The 18,615-nt window shown below is 50.1% G+C and carries 20 protein-coding genes and 4 tRNA genes; 7 read left to right on the plus strand and 17 right to left on the minus strand.

Annotated features, from left to right (window positions below):
* Nucleotides 1-62: 62 nt before the first annotated feature.
* From JQR90_RS10785 to JQR90_RS10855, 15 genes are all read right to left on the minus strand, one after another.
* Complete coding sequence (locus JQR90_RS10785) at nt 63-419, minus strand: MerR family transcriptional regulator (RefSeq protein WP_010794557.1); 357 nt, start codon at nt 417-419, stop codon at nt 63-65.
* The gene (gene ihfA, locus JQR90_RS10790) at nt 400-702 is read right to left on the minus strand and encodes an integration host factor subunit alpha (protein WP_010794558.1); all 303 of its coding nucleotides are present in this window, start codon (nt 700-702) and stop codon (nt 400-402) included. The genes JQR90_RS10785 and ihfA overlap by 20 nt, the downstream gene beginning before the upstream one ends.
* Nucleotides 703-705: 3 nt before the next feature.
* On the minus strand, nt 706-3,084 hold the full coding sequence (gene pheT / locus JQR90_RS10795; protein WP_073450309.1) for a phenylalanine--tRNA ligase subunit beta: 2,379 nt from the start codon (nt 3,082-3,084) through the stop codon (nt 706-708).
* Between the two features lie 17 nt (nt 3,085-3,101).
* Nucleotides 3,102-4,106, minus strand: a complete 1,005-nt coding sequence (pheS, locus tag JQR90_RS10800; protein ID WP_010794560.1) for a phenylalanine--tRNA ligase subunit alpha — start codon at nt 4,104-4,106, stop codon at nt 3,102-3,104.
* Between the two features lie 94 nt (nt 4,107-4,200).
* On the minus strand, nt 4,201-4,557 hold the full coding sequence (gene rplT / locus JQR90_RS10805; protein ID WP_010794561.1) for a 50S ribosomal protein L20: 357 nt from the start codon (nt 4,555-4,557) through the stop codon (nt 4,201-4,203).
* Between the two features lie 26 nt (nt 4,558-4,583).
* On the minus strand, nt 4,584-4,778 hold the full coding sequence (gene rpmI / locus JQR90_RS10810) for a 50S ribosomal protein L35 (RefSeq protein ID WP_010794562.1): 195 nt from the start codon (nt 4,776-4,778) through the stop codon (nt 4,584-4,586).
* Between the two features lie 61 nt (nt 4,779-4,839).
* Nucleotides 4,840-5,391 carry a translation initiation factor IF-3 gene (infC, locus tag JQR90_RS10815; protein ID WP_010794563.1) on the minus strand — a complete coding sequence of 184 codons (552 nt, stop codon included), beginning with the start codon at nt 5,389-5,391 and terminating at the stop codon, nt 4,840-4,842.
* Nucleotides 5,391-7,313, minus strand: a complete 1,923-nt coding sequence (gene thrS / locus JQR90_RS10820) for a threonine--tRNA ligase (RefSeq protein ID WP_010794564.1) — start codon at nt 7,311-7,313, stop codon at nt 5,391-5,393. Before thrS ends, infC begins: the two co-directional genes overlap by 1 nt.
* Nucleotides 7,314-7,981: 668 nt before the next feature.
* A tRNA-Leu gene (locus JQR90_RS10825) sits at nt 7,982-8,068 on the minus strand.
* A gap of 125 nt (nt 8,069-8,193) precedes the next feature.
* Nucleotides 8,194-8,267, minus strand: a tRNA-Cys gene (locus tag JQR90_RS10830).
* 41 nt (nt 8,268-8,308) lie between these two features.
* A tRNA-Gly gene (locus JQR90_RS10835) sits at nt 8,309-8,384 on the minus strand.
* Between the two features lie 64 nt (nt 8,385-8,448).
* Nucleotides 8,449-9,006 carry a CDP-diacylglycerol--glycerol-3-phosphate 3-phosphatidyltransferase gene (gene pgsA / locus JQR90_RS10840; protein ID WP_010794641.1) on the minus strand — a complete coding sequence of 186 codons (558 nt, stop codon included), beginning with the start codon at nt 9,004-9,006 and terminating at the stop codon, nt 8,449-8,451.
* A gap of 32 nt (nt 9,007-9,038) precedes the next feature.
* Nucleotides 9,039-10,865 (minus strand): excinuclease ABC subunit UvrC, encoded by a 1,827-nt coding sequence (gene uvrC / locus JQR90_RS10845; protein ID WP_037029541.1) that lies wholly within the window; start codon nt 10,863-10,865, stop codon nt 9,039-9,041.
* Between the two features lies 1 nt (nt 10,866).
* On the minus strand, nt 10,867-11,511 hold the full coding sequence (gene gacA, locus JQR90_RS10850) for a response regulator transcription factor GacA (protein WP_010794643.1): 645 nt from the start codon (nt 11,509-11,511) through the stop codon (nt 10,867-10,869).
* 132 nt (nt 11,512-11,643) lie between these two features.
* Nucleotides 11,644-11,733, minus strand: a tRNA-Ser gene (locus JQR90_RS10855).
* A gap of 124 nt (nt 11,734-11,857) precedes the next feature.
* Here JQR90_RS10855 and JQR90_RS10860 point away from each other — a divergent pair.
* From JQR90_RS10860 to JQR90_RS10890, 7 genes are read left to right on the plus strand one after another with little or no spacing between them, the layout of a single operon-like run.
* On the plus strand, nt 11,858-12,526 hold the full coding sequence (locus JQR90_RS10860; protein ID WP_010794644.1) for a Bax inhibitor-1/YccA family protein: 669 nt from the start codon (nt 11,858-11,860) through the stop codon (nt 12,524-12,526).
* A gap of 46 nt (nt 12,527-12,572) precedes the next feature.
* Complete coding sequence (gene tusD, locus JQR90_RS10865; protein WP_037029544.1) at nt 12,573-12,965, plus strand: sulfurtransferase complex subunit TusD; 393 nt, start codon at nt 12,573-12,575, stop codon at nt 12,963-12,965.
* Nucleotides 12,965-13,324 carry a sulfurtransferase complex subunit TusC gene (tusC, locus tag JQR90_RS10870; RefSeq protein WP_010794646.1) on the plus strand — a complete coding sequence of 120 codons (360 nt, stop codon included), beginning with the start codon at nt 12,965-12,967 and terminating at the stop codon, nt 13,322-13,324. Before tusD ends, tusC begins: the two co-directional genes overlap by 1 nt.
* Entirely contained in the window at nt 13,321-13,620 is a 300-nt protein-coding gene (tusB, locus tag JQR90_RS10875; RefSeq protein ID WP_037029547.1) for a sulfurtransferase complex subunit TusB, read from the plus strand. The genes tusC and tusB overlap by 4 nt, the downstream gene beginning before the upstream one ends.
* Nucleotides 13,617-13,931 carry a TusE/DsrC/DsvC family sulfur relay protein gene (locus JQR90_RS10880; protein WP_010794648.1) on the plus strand — a complete coding sequence of 105 codons (315 nt, stop codon included), beginning with the start codon at nt 13,617-13,619 and terminating at the stop codon, nt 13,929-13,931. The genes tusB and JQR90_RS10880 overlap by 4 nt, the downstream gene beginning before the upstream one ends.
* Nucleotides 13,928-14,899, plus strand: a complete 972-nt coding sequence (locus JQR90_RS10885; RefSeq protein ID WP_010794649.1) for a glycosyl transferase family protein — start codon at nt 13,928-13,930, stop codon at nt 14,897-14,899. The genes JQR90_RS10880 and JQR90_RS10885 overlap by 4 nt, the downstream gene beginning before the upstream one ends.
* Nucleotides 14,900-14,929: 30 nt before the next feature.
* The gene (locus JQR90_RS10890; RefSeq protein WP_010794650.1) at nt 14,930-15,937 is read left to right on the plus strand and encodes a glutathione S-transferase family protein; all 1,008 of its coding nucleotides are present in this window, start codon (nt 14,930-14,932) and stop codon (nt 15,935-15,937) included.
* On the opposite strand, the gene cysG is transcribed toward JQR90_RS10890, so the two are convergent.
* Both cysG and serS read right to left on the minus strand, forming a co-directional pair.
* Entirely contained in the window at nt 15,934-17,325 is a 1,392-nt protein-coding gene (gene cysG / locus JQR90_RS10895) for a siroheme synthase CysG (RefSeq protein WP_010794651.1), read from the minus strand. The genes JQR90_RS10890 and cysG overlap by 4 nt on opposite strands.
* Nucleotides 17,325-18,605 (minus strand): serine--tRNA ligase, encoded by a 1,281-nt coding sequence (serS, locus tag JQR90_RS10900; RefSeq protein ID WP_010794652.1) that lies wholly within the window; start codon nt 18,603-18,605, stop codon nt 17,325-17,327. Before serS ends, cysG begins: the two co-directional genes overlap by 1 nt.
* Nucleotides 18,606-18,615 lie beyond the last annotated feature (10 nt).

Raw genomic sequence — 18,615 nt, forward strand, 5'->3', positions numbered from 1 at the left:
ATCCCTTGCGAGATGGCGAGCATCTTAAGCTAAGGTTTTGATAAATGGAAGGTTTTTTTAAATTATTTTTGAAGAACTCCCAAAACGTCCTCTAATTCGCTAATCATTTGCTTTATTAGCTGGCGATACTGGGTAGTATCATCCTTAGCATCATCACTCGACAACCTTAGACGAGCCCCGCCTATGGTAAAACCTTGGTCATAAAGCAGAGCCCTGATCTGACGGATCATAATGACATCTTGTCGCTGGTAATAACGACGATTACCTCGCCTTTTTACCGGGTTAAGCTGAGGAAACTCCTGCTCCCAATATCTAAGGACATGGGGCTTTACCAAACAGAGATCACTTACCTCACCAATAGTGAAGTATCGCTTACCCGGTATAGCAGGTAACTCATTATTATGGCTTGGTTCCAGCATACGCTTCTACCCTGGCCTTAAGTTTTTGCCCAGGACGGAAAGTCACCACACGGCGTGCCGTGATTGGTATCTCTTCACCTGTTTTAGGATTGCGTCCGGGGCGCTGACGCTTGTCTCGCAAATCAAAGTTACCAAAACCTGATAGCTTAACCTGCTCGTTCTGCTCTAAAGCATTTCGAATTTCTTCGAAAAACAACTCCACTAGCTCTTTGGCCTCACGCTTATTCAGACCAAGCTCCTCATAGAGACGTTCAGCTAACTCAGCTTTCGTCAGAGCCCCCATACGCTATTTCCTTAATGTGGCGTTGAACCTTTCTTCTAGGGAAACGAGGATTTTCTGTGTCGTTTCGTTGATTTCTTCATCAGTAAGAGTGCGTGATGGATGCTGCCAGGTCAAGCCAACTGCAAGACTTTTTCTAAGCGGATCAATGCCCTTGCCCTGATATACGTCAAACAGTCTTAAATCAACCAGATACTCACCAGCCTTGTCCCGTACAACCGACAAAACATCCGCCGAAGATACCTCTATATTCACTAGGACTGCCAAGTCTCTACGTACTTCTGGATAACGTGACAGCTCTTGGAAACGTGGTAGGTATCTCTGTTCCGCCTCACCTAGCAACACTTCAAATACATAAACAGGTTGATCTAAATCCAAAGCTTTTAATAACTCGGGATGTAACGCTCCCACATAACCCACCAGCCGGCCGTCACGCTCAATGCGTGCAGTCTGCCCAGGATGCAGCGCAGGATGCTCTGCGGCGACAAAGGTAAAATCACCTACATTTTCACCGCAACCTAACAGCGATTCAACATCGCCTTTGATATCGAAAAAATCTACACGCTCAGAACCAGCGTTCCAGCTTTCTGGAGAGCGTGGCCCCGAAATCAGACCAGCCAAGACACGCTCTTGCGCCAAATCATCTAGTGAACCGACAAAACGAAGCCCTGACTCAAACAAGCGCACCCGACTCTGCTGGCGATTAAGATTGTGCTGCAGCACCTTGACCAAGCCCGGCCAAAGCGAAGCGCGCATAGCAGCCATATCTTGAGAAATCGGATTAGCCAACAATACCGGATCAAGCGTTGGCGAGAATAGCTTGAATGTCTTTTCGTCTATGAAACTATAAGTAATAGCTTCCTGATAACCCCGAGCAACCAACTGGTGTCGAAATTGCGAAAGGCCAGTACGCGCCTCGGCATATCCTTTTGGAGCCAAGCGTGCTTGTGGAAAACGAGTCGGAAGGCGGTTATATCCGTAAAGGCGCGCCAATTCTTCTATCAAATCGACTTCGATTGCTATGTCGAAACGATGGCTAGGAACGCCAATTTTCCAGTGGTTTTCATCTGTAGACTCAACGGTCAATGCAAGACCTTTCAGCAGGCGCTCAACTTCATCACTCTCAAGACGCAGACCTAGCACTTGCTCGATGCGCTCACTACGCAAAGTAATAGGGGTCTTAACAGGCAAATGTTCAGCACTTGCTATCTCTATCACCGGACCTGGTTCGCCGCCGACAATATCTACCAGTAGGGCTGTAGCGCGCTCCATTGCACGACGAGGCAGATCAAAGTCTACTCCGCGCTCAAAGCGGTGCGAAGAGTCAGTGTGAAGACCATAGGAGCGTGCCTTACCAGCAACAGCAATAGGATCGAAGAAGGCGCTTTCCAGGAACAGATCCGCGGTAATGGCACTTACACCACTGTATTCCCCCCCCATGATCCCAGCTATAGCTAGCGCGCGCTCATGGTCGGCGATAACTAACGTATCCGGGCGAAGAGTAATCTCTTGGCCGTCTAACAGAACCAGCTTCTCGTCGGGCTGCGCTAAGCGAACACGAATGCCGCCCTTGATCTCGTTGAGATCAAAAGCATGCATAGGCTGCCCAAGCTCAAGCATAACGTAATTAGTTACATCGACTGCAGCATCAATGCTACGAATCCCGGATCGCCGCAGGCGCTCTACCATCCATTGTGGCGTAGGGCGAGAGAGGTCAACATTTTTTAGCACACGCCCTACATAACGAGGGCAAGCAGAAGGCTCAACAACCTCAATTGGGCGCACATCCTCTATACTTACTTGTGCAGGAGGAACATCAAGCGCATGCACCGGGACGCCATAGAGCGCACCAACTTCACGAGCGAGGCCGGCGATTGATAAACAATCGCCGCGATTAGGCGTTAGATCAACGTCTATAGAAACGTCGTCCAACCCCAAGTAATCACGGAAATCCTTGCCTACCGGTGCATCTGACGGCAGCTCCATCAGACCTGCATTATCTTCTGATACGCTCAACTCACTAGCAGAACACAGCATGCCTTGAGACTCAACGCCGCGCAGCTTGGCTTTCTTTATAGTGAAATCACCCGGCAGCTTGGCGCCAATCATAGCGAAGGGAATCTTTAGACCAGCACGCACATTTGGCGCACCGCATACGACCTGAAACTCTTCCTGGCCATTACTAACACGGCATACATTCAGCTTATCAGCGTCAGGATGCCGCTCAGTAGCGAGCACCTCTCCTACTACCACACCGCTGAACTGCCCGGCCACCGGCTCGACGTCGTCCACTTCAAGACCTGCCATGGATAACTGAGCGATTAAATCGTCCCGAGAAGCCGGTGGACTTACCCAAGATCTCAACCACTGTTCACTGAATTTCATTGTGCCCCCTATTAAAGCTAGCGGAATTGCGCCAGGAAGCGCAGGTCGTTATCGAAGAACAGCCGTAAGTCATTTACGCCGTAACGCAGCATGGCTAGGCGCTCAACGCCCATACCAAACGCGAAGCCCTGATATTTCTCAGGATCGATACCCGCCATTTGCAACACGTTAGGGTGCACCATTCCGCAACCTAAGACTTCAAGCCAGCTAGGGGTCAACTGGCCGTCTTTATTGACATGTCGACGGATGTCGACTTCTGCAGAAGGCTCAGTGAATGGGAAATAAGAGGGTCTGAAGCGGACCTCTAGGTCTTCTTCAAAAAACTCGCGCAGAAAACCCACTATCGTGCTCTTGAGGTCGGCAAAGCTGACCTTCTCATCAATCACAAGCCCTTCTACCTGATGAAACATCGGCGAGTGCGTCTGATCGGAATCGCAGCGATAAACTCGGCCTGGGCAGATGATACGAATCGGAGGCTGCTGCTGCTCCATGACACGAATCTGCACGGGTGAGGTATGCGTACGCAGTAGACGTGTAGCATTAAAATAAAACGTATCGTGCATAGCACGAGCCGGGTGGTGACCTGGAATATTAAGCGCCTCGAAGTTATGGTAGTCGTCTTCGATTTCAGGGCCTTCAGCCACGTTGTAACCAATACCTGTAAAAAGTCGCTCGATACGTTCCAAAGTACGGGTAATAGGGTGCAAACCACCCGTTTTTTGCCCTCTGCCAGGCAACGTTACGTCAACCCGCTCCGCTGCTAATTTTTCAGCCAAAGCGGATTCTTCTAAAAACTGTTTGCGGGCGTTAAGCGCATCTTGCACACGCTCTTTAGCCGCATTGATCAGCGCACCGACTTTCGGCCGCTCTTCTGCAGGCAGATTGCCCAGCGTCTTCATGACCTGGGTAAGCTCACCTTTTTTCCCTAGGTAGCCAACCCGTAGCTGTTCAAGAACAGTCGTGTCTTCAGTTTGCTGCACGGCCTCCAACGCTTGGCTGACCAGTGCCTCCAGGTTTTCCATTCACTGACTCCAGATACAAAATAGGGGAAGAGCTTTAGGCCCTTCCCCTACTGGTGACGTTACTGTCGGGCCAAGGCCCTGATTGACGCAGGGCTTAAGCCAAAGAAGCTTTAGCTTTCTCGACAATCGCAGCGAACGCTACTTTTTCATTTACCGCCAGATCGGCCAGAACCTTACGGTCGATCTCGATGGCCGCTTTCTTCAAGCCAGCGATGAAACGGCTGTAAGACAGACCGTTCATACGAGCACCAGCATTAATACGAGCGATCCATAGGGCGCGGAACTGACGCTTGCGCTGACGGCGGTCACGATAGGCGTATTGGCCTGCCTTGATCACAGCCTGCTTAGCAACACGGAACACGCGAGAGCGAGCACCGTAGTAACCTTTAGCCAGCTTCAGAATTTTTTTATGACGACGACGGGCAATTACGCCACGCTTAACACGAGCCATGAGTTATACCTTTACCTTGTGACCGATTAACGAACGCGCAGCATGCGCTCAACTTTTTGAACGTCAGACGGGTGCATCAGAGATGTACCACGCAGCTGGCGCTTACGCTTGGTGGTCATTTTGGTCAAGATGTGACTCTTGAACGCGTGCTTGTGCTTGTAGCCGGAAGCGGTCTTTTTAAAACGCTTCGCTGCACCACTTTTGGTTTTCATCTTTGGCATGTTCATATACTCCGCATTGGGTGATTACGCATAACCGCAAGGCCTGCCAGTGCCCTGGTGGTTACTTTTTCTTTTTAGGGGCGATGACCATAATTAGCTGGCGTCCTTCCATCTTAGGATGCTGTTCTACGGCACCGTATTCAGCAAGGTCAGCCTCGACCCGCTTTAACAGCTCCATACCCAGCTCCTGGTGAGCCATCTCACGACCACGGAATCGCAAGGATACCTTGGCCTTGTCCCCCTCATTAAGGAAACGTACCAGGTTGCGTAGTTTTACCTGGTAATCCCCTTCTTCCGTCCCTGGACGAAACTTGATTTCTTTTACCTGAACCTGTTTTTGGTTCTTTTTCGCTGCTGCGGTCTGCTTCTTCTTCTCGAAAAGATGCTTGCCATAATCCATGATGCGGCACACAGGAGGTACTGCATCGGCGGAAATTTCCACCAAGTCCAGCTTGGCTTCATCAGCAGCGCGTAGCGCTTCATCAATCGAGACGACGCCAATCTGTTGGCCGTCAGCACCAATCAACCGGACTTCACGAGCCGAGATATTCTCGTTGATCGGAGCCTTGGGTTGAGTTCGCTTATCCTGTCTCATTTCACGCTTAATAGTCATTACTCCAATTCTTGTCGACCGCGACGAGCAACTGCTTGAGCTAGAAGCTCCTTGAAGTCCGCAATAGGCATTGAGCCCAGATCAGCACCTTCACGCGTGCGTACAGCCACGGCTCTTGATTCAACTTCCCGATCACCTATAACAAGAAGATAGGGAACCTTGAGCAAAGTATGCTCCCGAATTTTAAAGCCGATTTTCTCGTTTCTCAAGTCAGCTTTAGCTCGGAAACCGCTTTGATCAAGAATTTGCACCACTTCGTTAGCGAAATCGGCCTGTTTGTCAGTGATATTCATGACCACTGCCTGAGTTGGAGCAAGCCACGCCGGGAAAGATCCCTCGTAATGCTCAATCAAAATACCGATGAATCGCTCAAAAGAACCAAGGATAGCACGATGCAGCATTACTGGGTGCTTACGGCTATTATCTTCACTGACGTATTCAGCACCAAGACGAGACGGCAAATTAAAATCAAGCTGTAGCGTACCGCATTGCCATACTCGACCCAGACAGTCCTTCAAAGAAAATTCAATTTTTGGACCGTAGAATGCACCTTCTCCCGGCTGCAAGTCATAGGCCAGCCCTGCATGATCAAGCGCCGCAGCTAATGCTGATTCTGCCTGATCCCACAAGTCATCTGATCCAACACGCTTTTCAGGACGGGTAGAAAGCTTCAGTTGTATATCAGTGAATCCGAAATCAGCGTAAACCGCCAAAGTAAGCTTAATGAAAGCAGCCGCCTCTTCCTGCATTTGGTCTTCTGTGCAGAAAATGTGAGCGTCATCTTGAGTGAACCCTCTGACACGCATAATGCCATGTAAAGAGCCTGATGGCTCATTACGGTGACAAGCGCCGAACTCTGCCAGACGAAGAGGCAGTTCCTTGTAACTCTTTAGCCCCTGATTAAACACCTGCACATGGCAAGGACAGTTCATTGGCTTGATAGCATAGTCACGACTTTCCGATTCAGTCGTAAACATATTGTCGGCATAGTTAGCCCAGTGGCCGGACTTTTCCCAAAGGGAACGATCCACAACTTGTGGCGTACGGATTTCGGAGTAGCCGTTTTCATGCTGAATACGGCGCATGTACTGCTCAAGCGCCTGATAAACAGTCCAGCCGCTTGGATGCCAGAACACCATTCCTGGCGCCTCTTCCTGAGTATGGAAGAGATCCAGCCGCTTGCCCAGCTTGCGGTGGTCACGTTTTTCAGCTTCTTCAATGCGCTGAATATAAGCTGCCAGCTGCTTTTTATCGGCCCAAGCCGTACCATAGACACGCTGCAGCTGTTCGTTTTTGGAGTCGCCACGCCAGTAGGCACCAGACAGCTTCGTTAGCTTAAATGCCTTCAAAAAGCGGGTATTGGGCACATGCGGACCACGACACATGTCCACATACTCCTCATGATGATACAACCCCATTGCCTTTTCATCAGGCATATCTTCAATCAAGCGGAGCTTGTAATCTTCCCCTCTCGCTTTAAACGTCTCGATAACCTGCTCTCGCGGAGTCATACGCTTGATGACGTCGTAGTCCTTATCGATCAACTCACGCATCCGCGTCTCGATAGCAGCCAGATCATCCAGCGTAAAAGGACGCTCATACGAGATGTCGTAATAGAATCCCTCATTAATAACAGGACCAATTACCATTTTCGCTGTCGGGAACAGCTGCTTTACAGCATGACCAACCAGATGAGCACAAGAGTGACGGATGATCTCCAAACCCTCTTCATCTTTAGGTGTAATAATTTGCAGGGACGCGTCATGATCAATAACGTCGCAAGCATCCACCAGACGTCCATCTACTTTGCCTGCCAGAGTAGCTTTCGCTAATCCAGCGCCTATAGACTGAGCGACCTCTGTGACTGTAACAGGATGATCGAATAAACGTTGGCTACCGTCGGGAAGAGTAATAGTGGGCATGGCGCCTCCTTTAACAGTGGTGACCCATACCAAGGGCCACATGGTTCGGATGAGCCAGTAAGCTACAGCATCGAATTATATATCCTACCGAACGATGGCAGGCCTATGCACTTTTCAATTAATCGATGAAGGATCACTGGAGCAACAAAGAATATATATGCTTTCAGAAAATGATTAGCTATACAACCAAGCATTAGGCCACACCTAAAAATATTAGCCCTCCACACCAAGCTAGTCAGACTAGCTACCTAGTGGTTTTCATGCAGCACAACTTGAAAGCAAGCCATCACCTGGGCACTTGATCAAAGATCACTTTTGGCATGCCGTAGCTGTAAAAACTATTGGATTGAAACTGAAGAATAGCCAACACAGGCCGATAACTCGCATAACCAAAGCGGGATCGACTTGCCGTGATCATTCCAGACATACCGATTGTAAGAATAAGCCTGAAAGACTACGCGTTGTTAGCAAGGGCGCTAGATTCAACGGTGTTTTCAATTACATTGAAAACAGACGAAGGAAAGCCCATTGCCTGGCGCTTTTCAAAGGGTTACTTCACGAATAAAAGAATGTTTGAGCAGATAGTAGGCCGATTGCCACTATAAAGCAGCCAGACCTTGCCTAAAAAAATAAGGGCCTGACCAATCAAGTCAAGCCCTTATTACAACTGGTGCCCGGAGCCGGAATCGAACCGGCACGGAGTTTCCTCCGAGGGATTTTAAGTCCCTTGCGTCTACCGATTTCGCCATCCGGGCGGTAGCGCTCTACACTGAGCATTTAGCTAGGGATAGATAGCAAACAACCCAACTTAGCCAGCACAGCGAACAACAAAGTAAAAATAAAAAGCCCTACAGACCGCTAGATCTGCAGGGCTACATAGTGGAGGCCGAGGTCGGAATCGAACCGGCGTACACGGATTTGCAATCCGCTGCATGACCACTCTGCCACCCGGCCTCATAAGCCAACCCCAATTAAAGCGGAGCTGACTGACAAACTGGAGCGGGAAACGAGACTCGAACTCGCGACCCCGACCTTGGCAAGGTCGTGCTCTACCAACTGAGCTATTCCCGCGTCTTGGTGACGGGCGCCATTCTATACAATCCAACGACGCTGTCAACTCATTGATTCAAAAAAGTTATTTTTTCTTCGTTATGCTCAGATGCGGCCAAGCCGCAAGCAGATAACTGCACATAGACCAAAGCGTAAGCGCAGCCGCAATGATCAGAAGAACATACCCTGTCAAAACCCAGAACGTCAGTTGAGGAGGATTAGCCAACAGCACAATCAAAGACACCATCTGCGCCGCTGTTTTCCATTTGCCAAGACTAGATACAGCTACTTGAGCTCGCGCCCCTAATTCTGCCATCCACTCACGAAGGGCTGACACTACAATTTCTCGACCAATAATAATGGTAGCAGGCAACGTTAACCAAATAGTGGCATGTTCCTGCACCAGAAGCACCAAGGCCACCGCAACCATGAGCTTGTCAGCAACCGGGTCCAGGAAAGCTCCGAATGGAGTACTCTGTTTCCATCGACGAGCCAAGTAGCCATCCAGCCAATCAGTAAAACTAGCCAAGGCAAACACTGAACTCGCCGCCCAATAGCTCCAAGAAACCGGCATGTAAAACAGAGCAATAAAGAAAGGAATGAGCAGAACGCGCAGAACAGTAAGCAGGTTAGGAATGTTCATTGGCACAGGAAATATATGAATGTCTGGACATTCTACTCACTGTGCAGTGCAGCATAAATCTGCTCAGCTAGTTTTTTGCTAATTCCTGGCGCCTTGGCTATCTCATCGACACTTGCACGATTAAGCTCTTGCAGGCCTCCGAAGTACTTAAGCAGCTCTCTACGCCGCTTCGGCCCTACTCCTGCAACATCTTCAAGTGTAGATGTCCTACGCGCCTTCCCTCTTCTTGCTCGATGCCCCGTAATAGCAAAGCGATGCGCCTCGTCACGAATCTGCTGTATCAGGTGCAATGCAGGAGAGTGACCCGGCAAGCTGAACTCATTAGAGGGATCATTCAGATAGAGTGTCTCCAAACCTGGCTTGCGAGTTACACCCTTGGCCACACCCAACAAGACGAGATCCGGAACCGCCAGCTCTTGAAGCACATCACGAGCCATTGCCAACTGTCCCTTACCGCCATCCACCAGTAAGATATCAGGCATTTTACCCTCCCCATCCTTGAGCTTACTGAAACGACGGGTCAACGCCTGATGCATGGCAGCATAATCATCACCTGCCGTGACACCCTCAATATTGTATCGGCGATAATCGGATTTAATAGGCCCCTCAGGACCAAACACCACGCAGGAAGCAACTGTAGCCTCCCCACTTGAGTGGCTAATATCAAAGCACTCCAACCTTTGTGGCGCCTCAGCCAACCCCAACACATCCGTAAGCGCCTCAAAACGAGCAGCCATATGCTGGCGATTAGCAAGCCGAGTATTAAGCGCCTGCTCAGCATTTGTCACAGCCAATTGCTGCCAGCGGGCACGAGTGCCTCGAACACGATGCGAGATCTCAAGACCTCGAGAATGCAATTCGTTAAAGGCACTTATGAGGGTTGGGAAGTCCTCATGAACGGTATTTACGATGACTTCATCGGGCAAATCCCGCTCTATATGAGCAAGATAATACTGTTCCAAAAATGCAAGAAGAACGTCATGGGGCTCCTCCTCAATCGCAACCTGCGGGAAAAAGTTTTTGCTACCAAGAACACGGCCGCCACGCACAGTGATTAGATGAACGCATGCACCACCCGGATTCACCATCGCAGCGATAACATCTACATCCCCGCTCCCACCCTCTATATGCTGCTGATCCTGCACTCGTCGCACTAAGGCAATTTGATCACGCAGCTCGGCGGCCCGTTCAAAATCCAAAGCCATGGCAGCCTTTTCCATAACTGCACTTAGCTCTTCAGCCAAGGCATTGCTGCGCCCCTCCAGGAACATAGCCGAATGACGAACATCTTCAGCATATTCCTCTCGGGAAACCATATTGGTGCACGGACCCTTGCAGCGCTTGATTTGATATTGAAGACAGGGGCGAGTACGGTTTTTGAAAAAACCGTCCTCACACTGGCGCACCATAAACGCCTTTTGCAGGAGATTCAGACTTTCACGGATAGCACCCGCGCTCGGATACGGACCGAAATAGCGGCCCCGTTCCTTTTTAGCGCCTCTGTGGATAGCAAGCCGAGGAAATTCATCCTCAGTTGACAGAAATACATAAGGATAGGATTTGTCATCCCGAAGGAGAATATTGTAAGGGGGGCGTAACTGCTTGATAAGGTTCTGCTCAAGCAGAAGCGCCTCTGTCTCATTCCCAGTAATAGTTATCTCAATCTGGGAAATTTTTGCTACTAACGCCGCTGTTTTGGGAGCCAAGCCAGTTTTGCGGAAGTAACTGGAAAGGCGCTTTTTGAGATTCTTTGCTTTTCCGACATAAAGCACCTTGGAGCTTTCGTCGAACATTCGATAAACACCTGGCCGAGAACTGCAGCCAGAAAGAAAAGCAGAAGGATCAAACGTTTCGGTCATTTCAACTCGTAGCGTCTACCATCCCGTGACGAACTGCCAATAAAGCCAGCTCCACATCACTGGTAATGGAGAGTTTCTCGTAAATACGATAACGATAGGTGTTAACGGTCTTGGGCGACAGGCAAAGCTTATCGGAGATCACCTGAACCTTATGGCAATTAGCAATCATCAATGCGATCTGGATTTCGCGCTCTGAAAGAAGATCAAACGGCGAGCCATTGCTTTGAGGTTGAAAAGACTTTAGCGCTAACTGCTGAGCAATCTGAGCACTTATGTACCGCTGACCGCCAAATGCATGACGTATAGCAGTAATCATCTCCTGGATATCCGCACCTTTTGTAAGATAACCAGAAGCCCCAGCCTGCAACAGACGAGTCGGAAAGGGATCTTCCTCACATGCCGTTACTGCAATGACCTTTACCTCGGGATGACTACGAAGAAGCTTTCGAGTAGCTTCCAAGCCGCCGATGCCTGGCATCTTGACGTCCATGAGGACCACATCAGGCTTTAACTCTCTGACAAGCTTTAATCCATTCTCGCCAGAATCTGCCTGACCAATGACCTGAATGCCATCGACATCCGCCAACATACGGATAATACCGGCCCTTACCAGATCATGGTCGTCGACCACCAGCACTTTAATCACCGTGCACCTCATAACGCTGATGCATAAGCCAATTACAAGCCTAAGACTCGTCTCAAGCTAATAAATGCGAAAGAATGTGTAACGACTATACACAAGTCAGAGATAAACGCACGATGACTTGGAGCAAGAAGATGGCGGAGGCGGTGAGATTCGAACTCACGGAAGAGTCTCCCCTTCGACGGTTTTCAAGACCGTTGCCTTAAACCACTCGGCCACACCTCCGCAGGTGCGGGCCGCAATATTACCCGAACGAAACACGCTGTCAAACACTTAAATCTATTTTTTTTCAAAGAGTTGTTATTATCTTATGGTATGAATAGGTTTCGACCACATTAGGAGTGTCGTTATGAACGAGCGTCAATATGCCTTCAACCCTGCGGTTGCCGAACGGCGCGACATTAGTCGCACGCTGCGCAACACCTATGCTCTGTTGGGAATGACGCTGGCCTTCAGTGGCTTGGTAGCTTACGTCTCGCAGCAGATGCGTGTTGCATATCCCAACATATTTGTAGTTCTGATCGGCTTTTATGGTCTGTTCTTTCTCACTGTGAAATTGCGTAACAGTGGCTGGGGGCTGGTCAGCACGTTTGCGCTTACCGGCTTCATGGGCTACACCCTAGGCCCGATACTGAATATGTATCTGGGCCTGCCTAATGGCGGAAGCATCATTTCTTCTGCCTTAGGCATGACTGCCCTGGTCTTCTTTGGCCTGTCGGCATATGCACTGATTACCCGCAAAGACATGAGCTTTTTGTCGGGCTTTCTAATGGCCGGATTCTGGATATTGCTAGGCGCAATAGCGCTGTCGTTCTTTGTGAATATCAGCGGCTTGCAGCTTGCGATTAGTGCGGGCTTTGTACTGTTTGCCTCGGCAGCAATTCTGTTCCAAACCAGCGCCATCATCCATGGCGGGGAAGATAATTACATCATGGCTACCATCAGCCTATACGTCTCGATATACAATCTGTTTGTCAGCCTGCTTCAATTGCTAGGCTTTGCCAGCAGCAATGATTAACGAGACGTGCACTGGAGAGGCCCGCTTCGGCGGGCCTTTTTTATTTATGAAATTTGCTATCGTTGTATTTTCCGCACCTCACTCGCCCTCCTCCCGAAGAGCCCTTCGGTTTGCTGAGGCCGTGTTGTCCGCGCACCATGAAATCACTCGTCTTTTTTTCTATCAGGATGGAGTACACAATGCCTCTTCATCCATCGTAACGCCTCAAGATGAGCAAGACTGGGCGGGCCAATGGGGCTTATTCATTCAGCAAAATAAGCTGGATTCAGTCGTCTGCATTTCTGCCGCTTTACGGCGCGGCATTCTGAGCTCGGAAGAGGCTCATCGCCATGGGCGCCAGAGTGCCAACCTTTACGAGCCCTGGCAGCTTTCTGGTCTAGGGCAGCTTCATGAGGCTGCACAGGAAGCCGATCGCCTCATTTGCTTTGGAGACATTTAATGGCAAAGTCGCTGCTCATTATTAGTCGGCAAGCGCCATGGTCGGGCATGGCAGCCCGAGAAGCCCTAGACATTGCCCTAGCAGGCGGCGCTTTCGATTTACCCATTGCCATGCTCTTTATGGATGACGGTGTTTTCCAATTACAACCCTCTCAGGCCGCTTCACATCTTGAGCAAAAAGATCTGACCGCTAATCTACAAGCTCTTCCCTTGTTCGGCGTAGACAAACTGTATGCATTGGAAAGCAGCTTACTGGAGCGCAACGTAATGCAATCAACGCTTGAACTGGAAGTTGAGATCCTATCTACCGAAGAGGCTCGGCTGCTTTTAAATCAGCACGACATGGTGATTACACTGTGAAGACGCTTCACCTTATCTTGGCTTCGCCTTTCCAGAGCAGGATGCTAGACAGCGCCCTACCGCTACTTGCGGAGCAGGATGCACTTTTATTAATGGGCGACGCTACATACCTGCTACAAGAAAGCTCGCGAACAGCGGCTCTGCTTGAAACGCTTCAAACCGGCGTCAAAGGCTTTGCTCTTCAAGAAGATGTCGAGGCCCGTGGACTCAGAGAAACATCTCGTTTTGAAATGATTGACTATGATCGTTTTGTGGCTCTTTGTGTAGCTTATGACAAGGTACATAGCTGGCCATGACTGCACTCAATGTTGACAAGGAAGGCTATTTACTGGATCTAGGAGACTGGTCCGTTGAAATAGCTGAGGAGCTGGCTCTTCGAGAGGGTCTCCCTCTTACGCCTGAACACTGGGAAATCCTTCATGCTCTTAGAGATTTCTATGCTGAGTTCCAGCTTTCCCCAGCTAATCGTCCGCTGATTAAATATATTGCGCAAACCTTAGGTCCCGAGAAGGGTAACAGCCTTCATTTGAATCTCCTTTTCAAAGGAAGCCCCGCCAAGCTAGCAGCCAAGCTGGCAGGACTTCCAAAACCGACTAATTGCTTATGATAACGACGCCTGAAGAACATCCCTTTGCTCAATTCATACGCATACTCGGCAAAGGTAAACGCGGTTCACGCAGCCTAACTCGCGAAGAAGCCCAGTGCGCCATGGGGATGATCCTTGAGGGAAATGTCGAGGATGTTCAACTCGGCGCTTTTCTTATGCTGCTTCGACACAAGGAAGAAAGCGCAGAAGAGCTTGCCGGCTTTACCGATGCTATTCGAGCACATCTCAACGCCCCGACCATTCCAGTAGATCTGGACTGGCCTAGCTATGCAGGTAAAAAACGCCACTTACCATGGTTTCTGCTTGCCACCAAATGCCTGTCATCCCATGGTGTGCGGATTCTGATTCACGGCGGCGGCGCTCATACAGCAGGACGACTATATACGGAGCAGGTTCTAGAAACGCTGGGTATTCATCTTTGTAACGATTGGCACCAGACACAGGAAGCTTTAAATAAAGACCACCTGGCGTTTATGCCACTGGAAAACTGGATGCCTGCCTTGCAGCATATGATCAACTTACGCAACACGTTGGGATTGCGTTCGCCTATTCATTCGCTGGTCAGACTGTTAAATCCGCTCAACGCAACTTGCATCCTGCAAAGTATCTTTCACCCAGGCTACCAACCCATTCACCGTGAAGCCAGCCGCCTATTAGGCGACAAGGCTATCGTGATTAAAGGCGAAGGCGGTGAAATTGAAGTCAACCCAGACAATGATTTTCATCTCTATGGCACAGAGTACGGCACTGAATGGAATGAAGCCTGGCCTGCACTTTCAGAAAGAAGACACGTCAAACCTGAGCGGCTGGATGCCAATCATCTATTGGATGTATGGACCGGCAAAGCAAACGATGCCTACGGCGAACTGGCCGTTCTTTCTACGATAGCCTTGGGTTTGAGAGCGCTTGGCCACAGCCGGGAAGCCGCTCTAGCCAAGGCAAAAGATTACTGGAGCCAACGTCATTAATAGACGGCTCCACAATATGGAGAGGAGCCGATGGGCCTATTGATAGAAGGCAAATGGCAGGACCGCTGGTACGACACCGGCGAAGATGGAAGCTTCAAGCGGGAAAGCGCCCAGTTCAGACACTGGGTAACGCCCACTGGTGAGCCTGGCCCTACAGGCGAGGCAGGCTTCGAGGCAGAGCCTAACCGCTACCGCTTGTATATTTCTCTAGCCTGCCCCTGGGCTCATCGCACCCTTATTTTCCGAAAGCTTAAAGGCCTTGAGAGTATTATCGACGTATCCGTTGTTAGTTGGCTTATGAAGGACAAAGGATGGACTTTTAATCAAACGCTCGGCTCAACGGGTGACACACTTGATGAAGCCAAGCGGTTTCTTTATGAGCGCTACCTAGAGGCTACACCTCATTACACAGGTCGCGTTACAGTACCAATGCTTTGGGATAACAAGCATAAGTGCATCGTTAACAATGAGTCTGCCGATATCATCCGCATGATGAATCATGCATTTGACGGACTGACAGACAACAGCATCGATTTTTATCCAGAACCATTACAGCAAGACATCGACTCACTTAACGAGCTTATCTATGCCAAGGTGAATAACGGTGTTTATAAGGCTGGATTTGCAACAGAGCAGTACGCTTACGAACTCGCCTTTGAAGAGCTGTTTACTACTCTTGATCAACTAGAAAATCGCCTGAGCAGGCATCGCTATCTGACAGGAAAATACCTGACAGAAGCAGATTGGCGACTTTTTACAACATTAATACGGTTCGACTCAGTCTATTACGGACACTTCAAATGCAATCTACGCCGCATTACAGACTACCCTAACCTTCAGGGATGGCTGAAGGAGCTCTATCAGTGGCCAGGCATTGCAGGGACTGTCAACTTTGAGCATATCAAGCATCACTATTATGGCAGTCACGAAACGATTAACCCTAACGGGATCATTCCCAAAGGGCCAGCACTCGACTTAACGTCGCCTCACGATCGAGAGCAGTTGCCCGCTGTAGGTTTATGGCAGCGTGACCGTTAAGGATGCGATTGGCCTTCGAACCAGGCCAGCTTTTCACGCAAGGTTACGACCTCACCTACGATTATTAGCGTAGGCGCATGAACCTCATGGCGCGCTACGAGAACAGGTAAATCTGCCAGCGTTCCCGTAAATACACGCTGACTTGAGGTGGTGCCTTGCTGAACCAAGGCGGCCGGCGTACAAGCGTCACGCCCGTGCTTAATAAGCTGCTCGCAAATGATTGGTAGCCCAACCAACCCCATATAAAAAACCAACGTTTGCCCCGGAGAGGTCAAATCACTCCATGGCAAATCACACGTGTCATTTTTTAAATGGCCTGTGATAAAGCGTACAGATTGGGCATAGTCTCTATGCGTCAGCGGTATGCCGGCATAGGCCGCACAGCCACTGGCAGCTGTAATACCCGGCACTACCTGGAATCCGATCCCATGGGCAGCCAGACGCTCAATTTCTTCGCCCCCGCGCCCAAAGATAAACGGATCGCCGCCTTTAAGTCTTAGGACACGCTTACCTTGACCGGCCAGATCAATTAAAAGCTGATTGATTTCTTCTTGCGGAACCGCGTGCTCAGCCCTTTTTTTACCTACATAGATTCTATCAGCGTCTCTACGACACATATCCAGGATAGCGGGAGCAACCAAGCGATCGTATAAGACTACATCGGCCTGCTGCATGAGGCGTAAAGCCCTGAATGTCAGCAAGTCAGGATCACCCGGTCCCGCGCCCACCAGATAGACTTCGCCCTTAACGCTTGAGGATGCGTTACAAAGTTTCTCTTCAAGCAAACGCTCAGCTACTTGAGGCTGGCCAGCGAGTACCTTTTCGCCAATTTCGCTTTGGAATACCTCTTCCCAGAAAACGCGCCTCGCCTGGACATCACCAAAACGGCGCTTAACCTTAGAACGAAATTTCTTAGCCAGGCCGGCTAGCTCACCATATGCAGCAGGTATCCAACTCTCTAGTTTGGCTCGTACAAGCCGAGCCAAGACGGGCGCATCTCCCCCGCTCGAAACCGCGACAATCAAAGGTGAGCGGTCAATAATTGCAGGAAAGATAACAGTGCACAGTGAAGGAGAGTCCACCACATTAACTGGCACACCTATCGCCTTGGCTTGGGCCGAAACCTGGATGTTAAGGTCTTCATTATCGGTTGCAGCAATAACCAGGACGGCCCCACCCATATCATCTGCCTGGTAGGGCCGCTCGATCAACGAATCGCCACCATTTCCAATCAATTCTCGCATGGCCGGATGAATGCGTGGCGCAACAACCTTGAGCATTGCCCCAGCATCCTTAAGTAAACGCGCCTTGCGTAAAGCGACCTCACCTCCACCAACAATCAGTACAGGGCGGCCGCTCAGATTGTGAAACAGTGGCAAGAACTCCATCAGCCAATAACCTCAACGCCACCCATGTACGGCTTGAGGACTTCCGGTACGCGAATGGTTCCATCGGCTTGTTGATAATTTTCCAGCACAGCCACTAACGTGCGGCCCACTGCTAAGCCCGAGCCGTTTAATGTATGTACGAGCTCTGGCTTGCCCGTTTCCGGGTTACGCCACCGAGCCTGCATACGGCGCGCCTGGAAATCACCGCAGTTAGAGCAGGAAGAAATCTCGCGATATTTATCCTGACTCGGAATCCATACTTCAAGGTCATACGTTTTGGTGGCACTGAAGCCCATATCGCCAGTGCAGAGAGCAAGCACACGATAGGGCAACTCTAGAAGTTGCAGAACACGCTCAGCATGACCTGTCAGAGCCTCTAACGCCTCGAAAGATTTTGCAGGCTCAACGATATGTACCATTTCAACCTTATCGAACTGGTGCTGACGGATCATGCCCCGCGTATCGCGTCCGGAAGCACCCGCCTCGCTACGGAAGCATGGGGTATGGGCTACCAACTGAATAGGCAGTGCCTTGGTGTCCAAAATCCTGCCTGCTGCGATATTGGTCAATGTGACCTCCGCAGTCGGGATCAGATAAAGCGGACTTTCACCGTCACGCGGAACCTTGAACAGATCTTCCTCAAACTTAGGAAGCTGCCCTGTGCCTTGTAAGGTTTCGGCCTGGACAAGATAAGGTGTGTAAGCCTCCTCGTAACCATGCTCGCCCGTATGCAGATTGATCATAAACTGCGCCAATGCACGGTGTAGACGGGCTATAGGGCCTCGCATCAAGGCAAAGCGAGCACCCGAGAAGCGAGAGGCCGTATCAAAATCCAACCAACCATGAGCTTCACCCAGGGTTACATGATCCTTAACCTCAAAGTCAAAACGCTTAGGAGTGCCCCAACGGCGAACCTCTACGTTCTCCTCCTCGCTGGTGCCTACTGGAACGGACTCATGTGGCAAGTTAGGCAGCCCTAGCAGCAGAGCATCCAATTCAGACTGAATCACGTCCAGCTCACGCTTGGCGGTCTCCAGTTCGCCTCCCATACGGTCCACATCAGCCAGAAGCGGCGCGATGTCTTCACCGCGCGCCTTGGCTTGACCAATGGCCTTTGATCGACTGTTACGTTCAGCCTGAAGCTCCTCGGTACGTGTTTGCACAGACTTGCGAGTTGATTCCAAGGATTCGATGCGCTGTACATCAAGCGTGAAACCACGCGCGGCAAGGCGTTCTGCCACTTCCTGAGGCTGTGTACGTACCAGTTTTGCATCAAGCATGTTTTTTCTC

Origin of the sequence: Pseudomonas sp. JZ114 (assembly GCF_051027705.1) — a bacterium.
GTDB classification, from domain to species: Bacteria; Pseudomonadota; Gammaproteobacteria; order Pseudomonadales; family Pseudomonadaceae; genus Chryseomonas; species Chryseomonas luteola.

Excerpts from the sequence above, each read along its gene's own strand:
- pheS (WP_010794560.1), bottom strand. The coding sequence starts at position 4,106 with ATGGAAAACCTGGAGGCACTGGTCAGCCAAGCGTTGGAGGCCGTGCAG.
- tusC (WP_010794646.1), top strand. The coding sequence starts at position 12,965 with ATGGCAAAGTCGCTGCTCATTATTAGTCGGCAAGCGCCATGGTCGGGC.
- cysG (WP_010794651.1), bottom strand. The coding sequence starts at position 17,325 with ATGGAGTTCTTGCCACTGTTTCACAATCTGAGCGGCCGCCCTGTACTG.
- rpmI (WP_010794562.1), bottom strand. The coding sequence starts at position 4,778 with ATGCCAAAGATGAAAACCAAAAGTGGTGCAGCGAAGCGTTTTAAAAAG.
- infC (WP_010794563.1), bottom strand. The coding sequence starts at position 5,391 with ATGACTATTAAGCGTGAAATGAGACAGGATAAGCGAACTCAACCCAAG.
- ihfA (WP_010794558.1), bottom strand. The coding sequence starts at position 702 with ATGGGGGCTCTGACGAAAGCTGAGTTAGCTGAACGTCTCTATGAGGAG.
- pheT (WP_073450309.1), bottom strand. The coding sequence starts at position 3,084 with ATGAAATTCAGTGAACAGTGGTTGAGATCTTGGGTAAGTCCACCGGCT.
- JQR90_RS10885 (WP_010794649.1), top strand. The coding sequence starts at position 13,928 with ATGATAACGACGCCTGAAGAACATCCCTTTGCTCAATTCATACGCATA.
- JQR90_RS10890 (WP_010794650.1), top strand. The coding sequence starts at position 14,930 with ATGGGCCTATTGATAGAAGGCAAATGGCAGGACCGCTGGTACGACACC.
- tusD (WP_037029544.1), top strand. The coding sequence starts at position 12,573 with ATGAAATTTGCTATCGTTGTATTTTCCGCACCTCACTCGCCCTCCTCC.
- rplT (WP_010794561.1), bottom strand. The coding sequence starts at position 4,557 with ATGGCTCGTGTTAAGCGTGGCGTAATTGCCCGTCGTCGTCATAAAAAA.
- JQR90_RS10860 (WP_010794644.1), top strand. The coding sequence starts at position 11,858 with ATGAACGAGCGTCAATATGCCTTCAACCCTGCGGTTGCCGAACGGCGC.
- serS (WP_010794652.1), bottom strand. The coding sequence starts at position 18,605 with ATGCTTGATGCAAAACTGGTACGTACACAGCCTCAGGAAGTGGCAGAA.
- JQR90_RS10785 (WP_010794557.1), bottom strand. The coding sequence starts at position 419 with ATGCTGGAACCAAGCCATAATAATGAGTTACCTGCTATACCGGGTAAG.
- JQR90_RS10880 (WP_010794648.1), top strand. The coding sequence starts at position 13,617 with ATGACTGCACTCAATGTTGACAAGGAAGGCTATTTACTGGATCTAGGA.
- thrS (WP_010794564.1), bottom strand. The coding sequence starts at position 7,313 with ATGCCCACTATTACTCTTCCCGACGGTAGCCAACGTTTATTCGATCAT.
- uvrC (WP_037029541.1), bottom strand. The coding sequence starts at position 10,865 with ATGACCGAAACGTTTGATCCTTCTGCTTTTCTTTCTGGCTGCAGTTCT.
- pgsA (WP_010794641.1), bottom strand. The coding sequence starts at position 9,006 with ATGAACATTCCTAACCTGCTTACTGTTCTGCGCGTTCTGCTCATTCCT.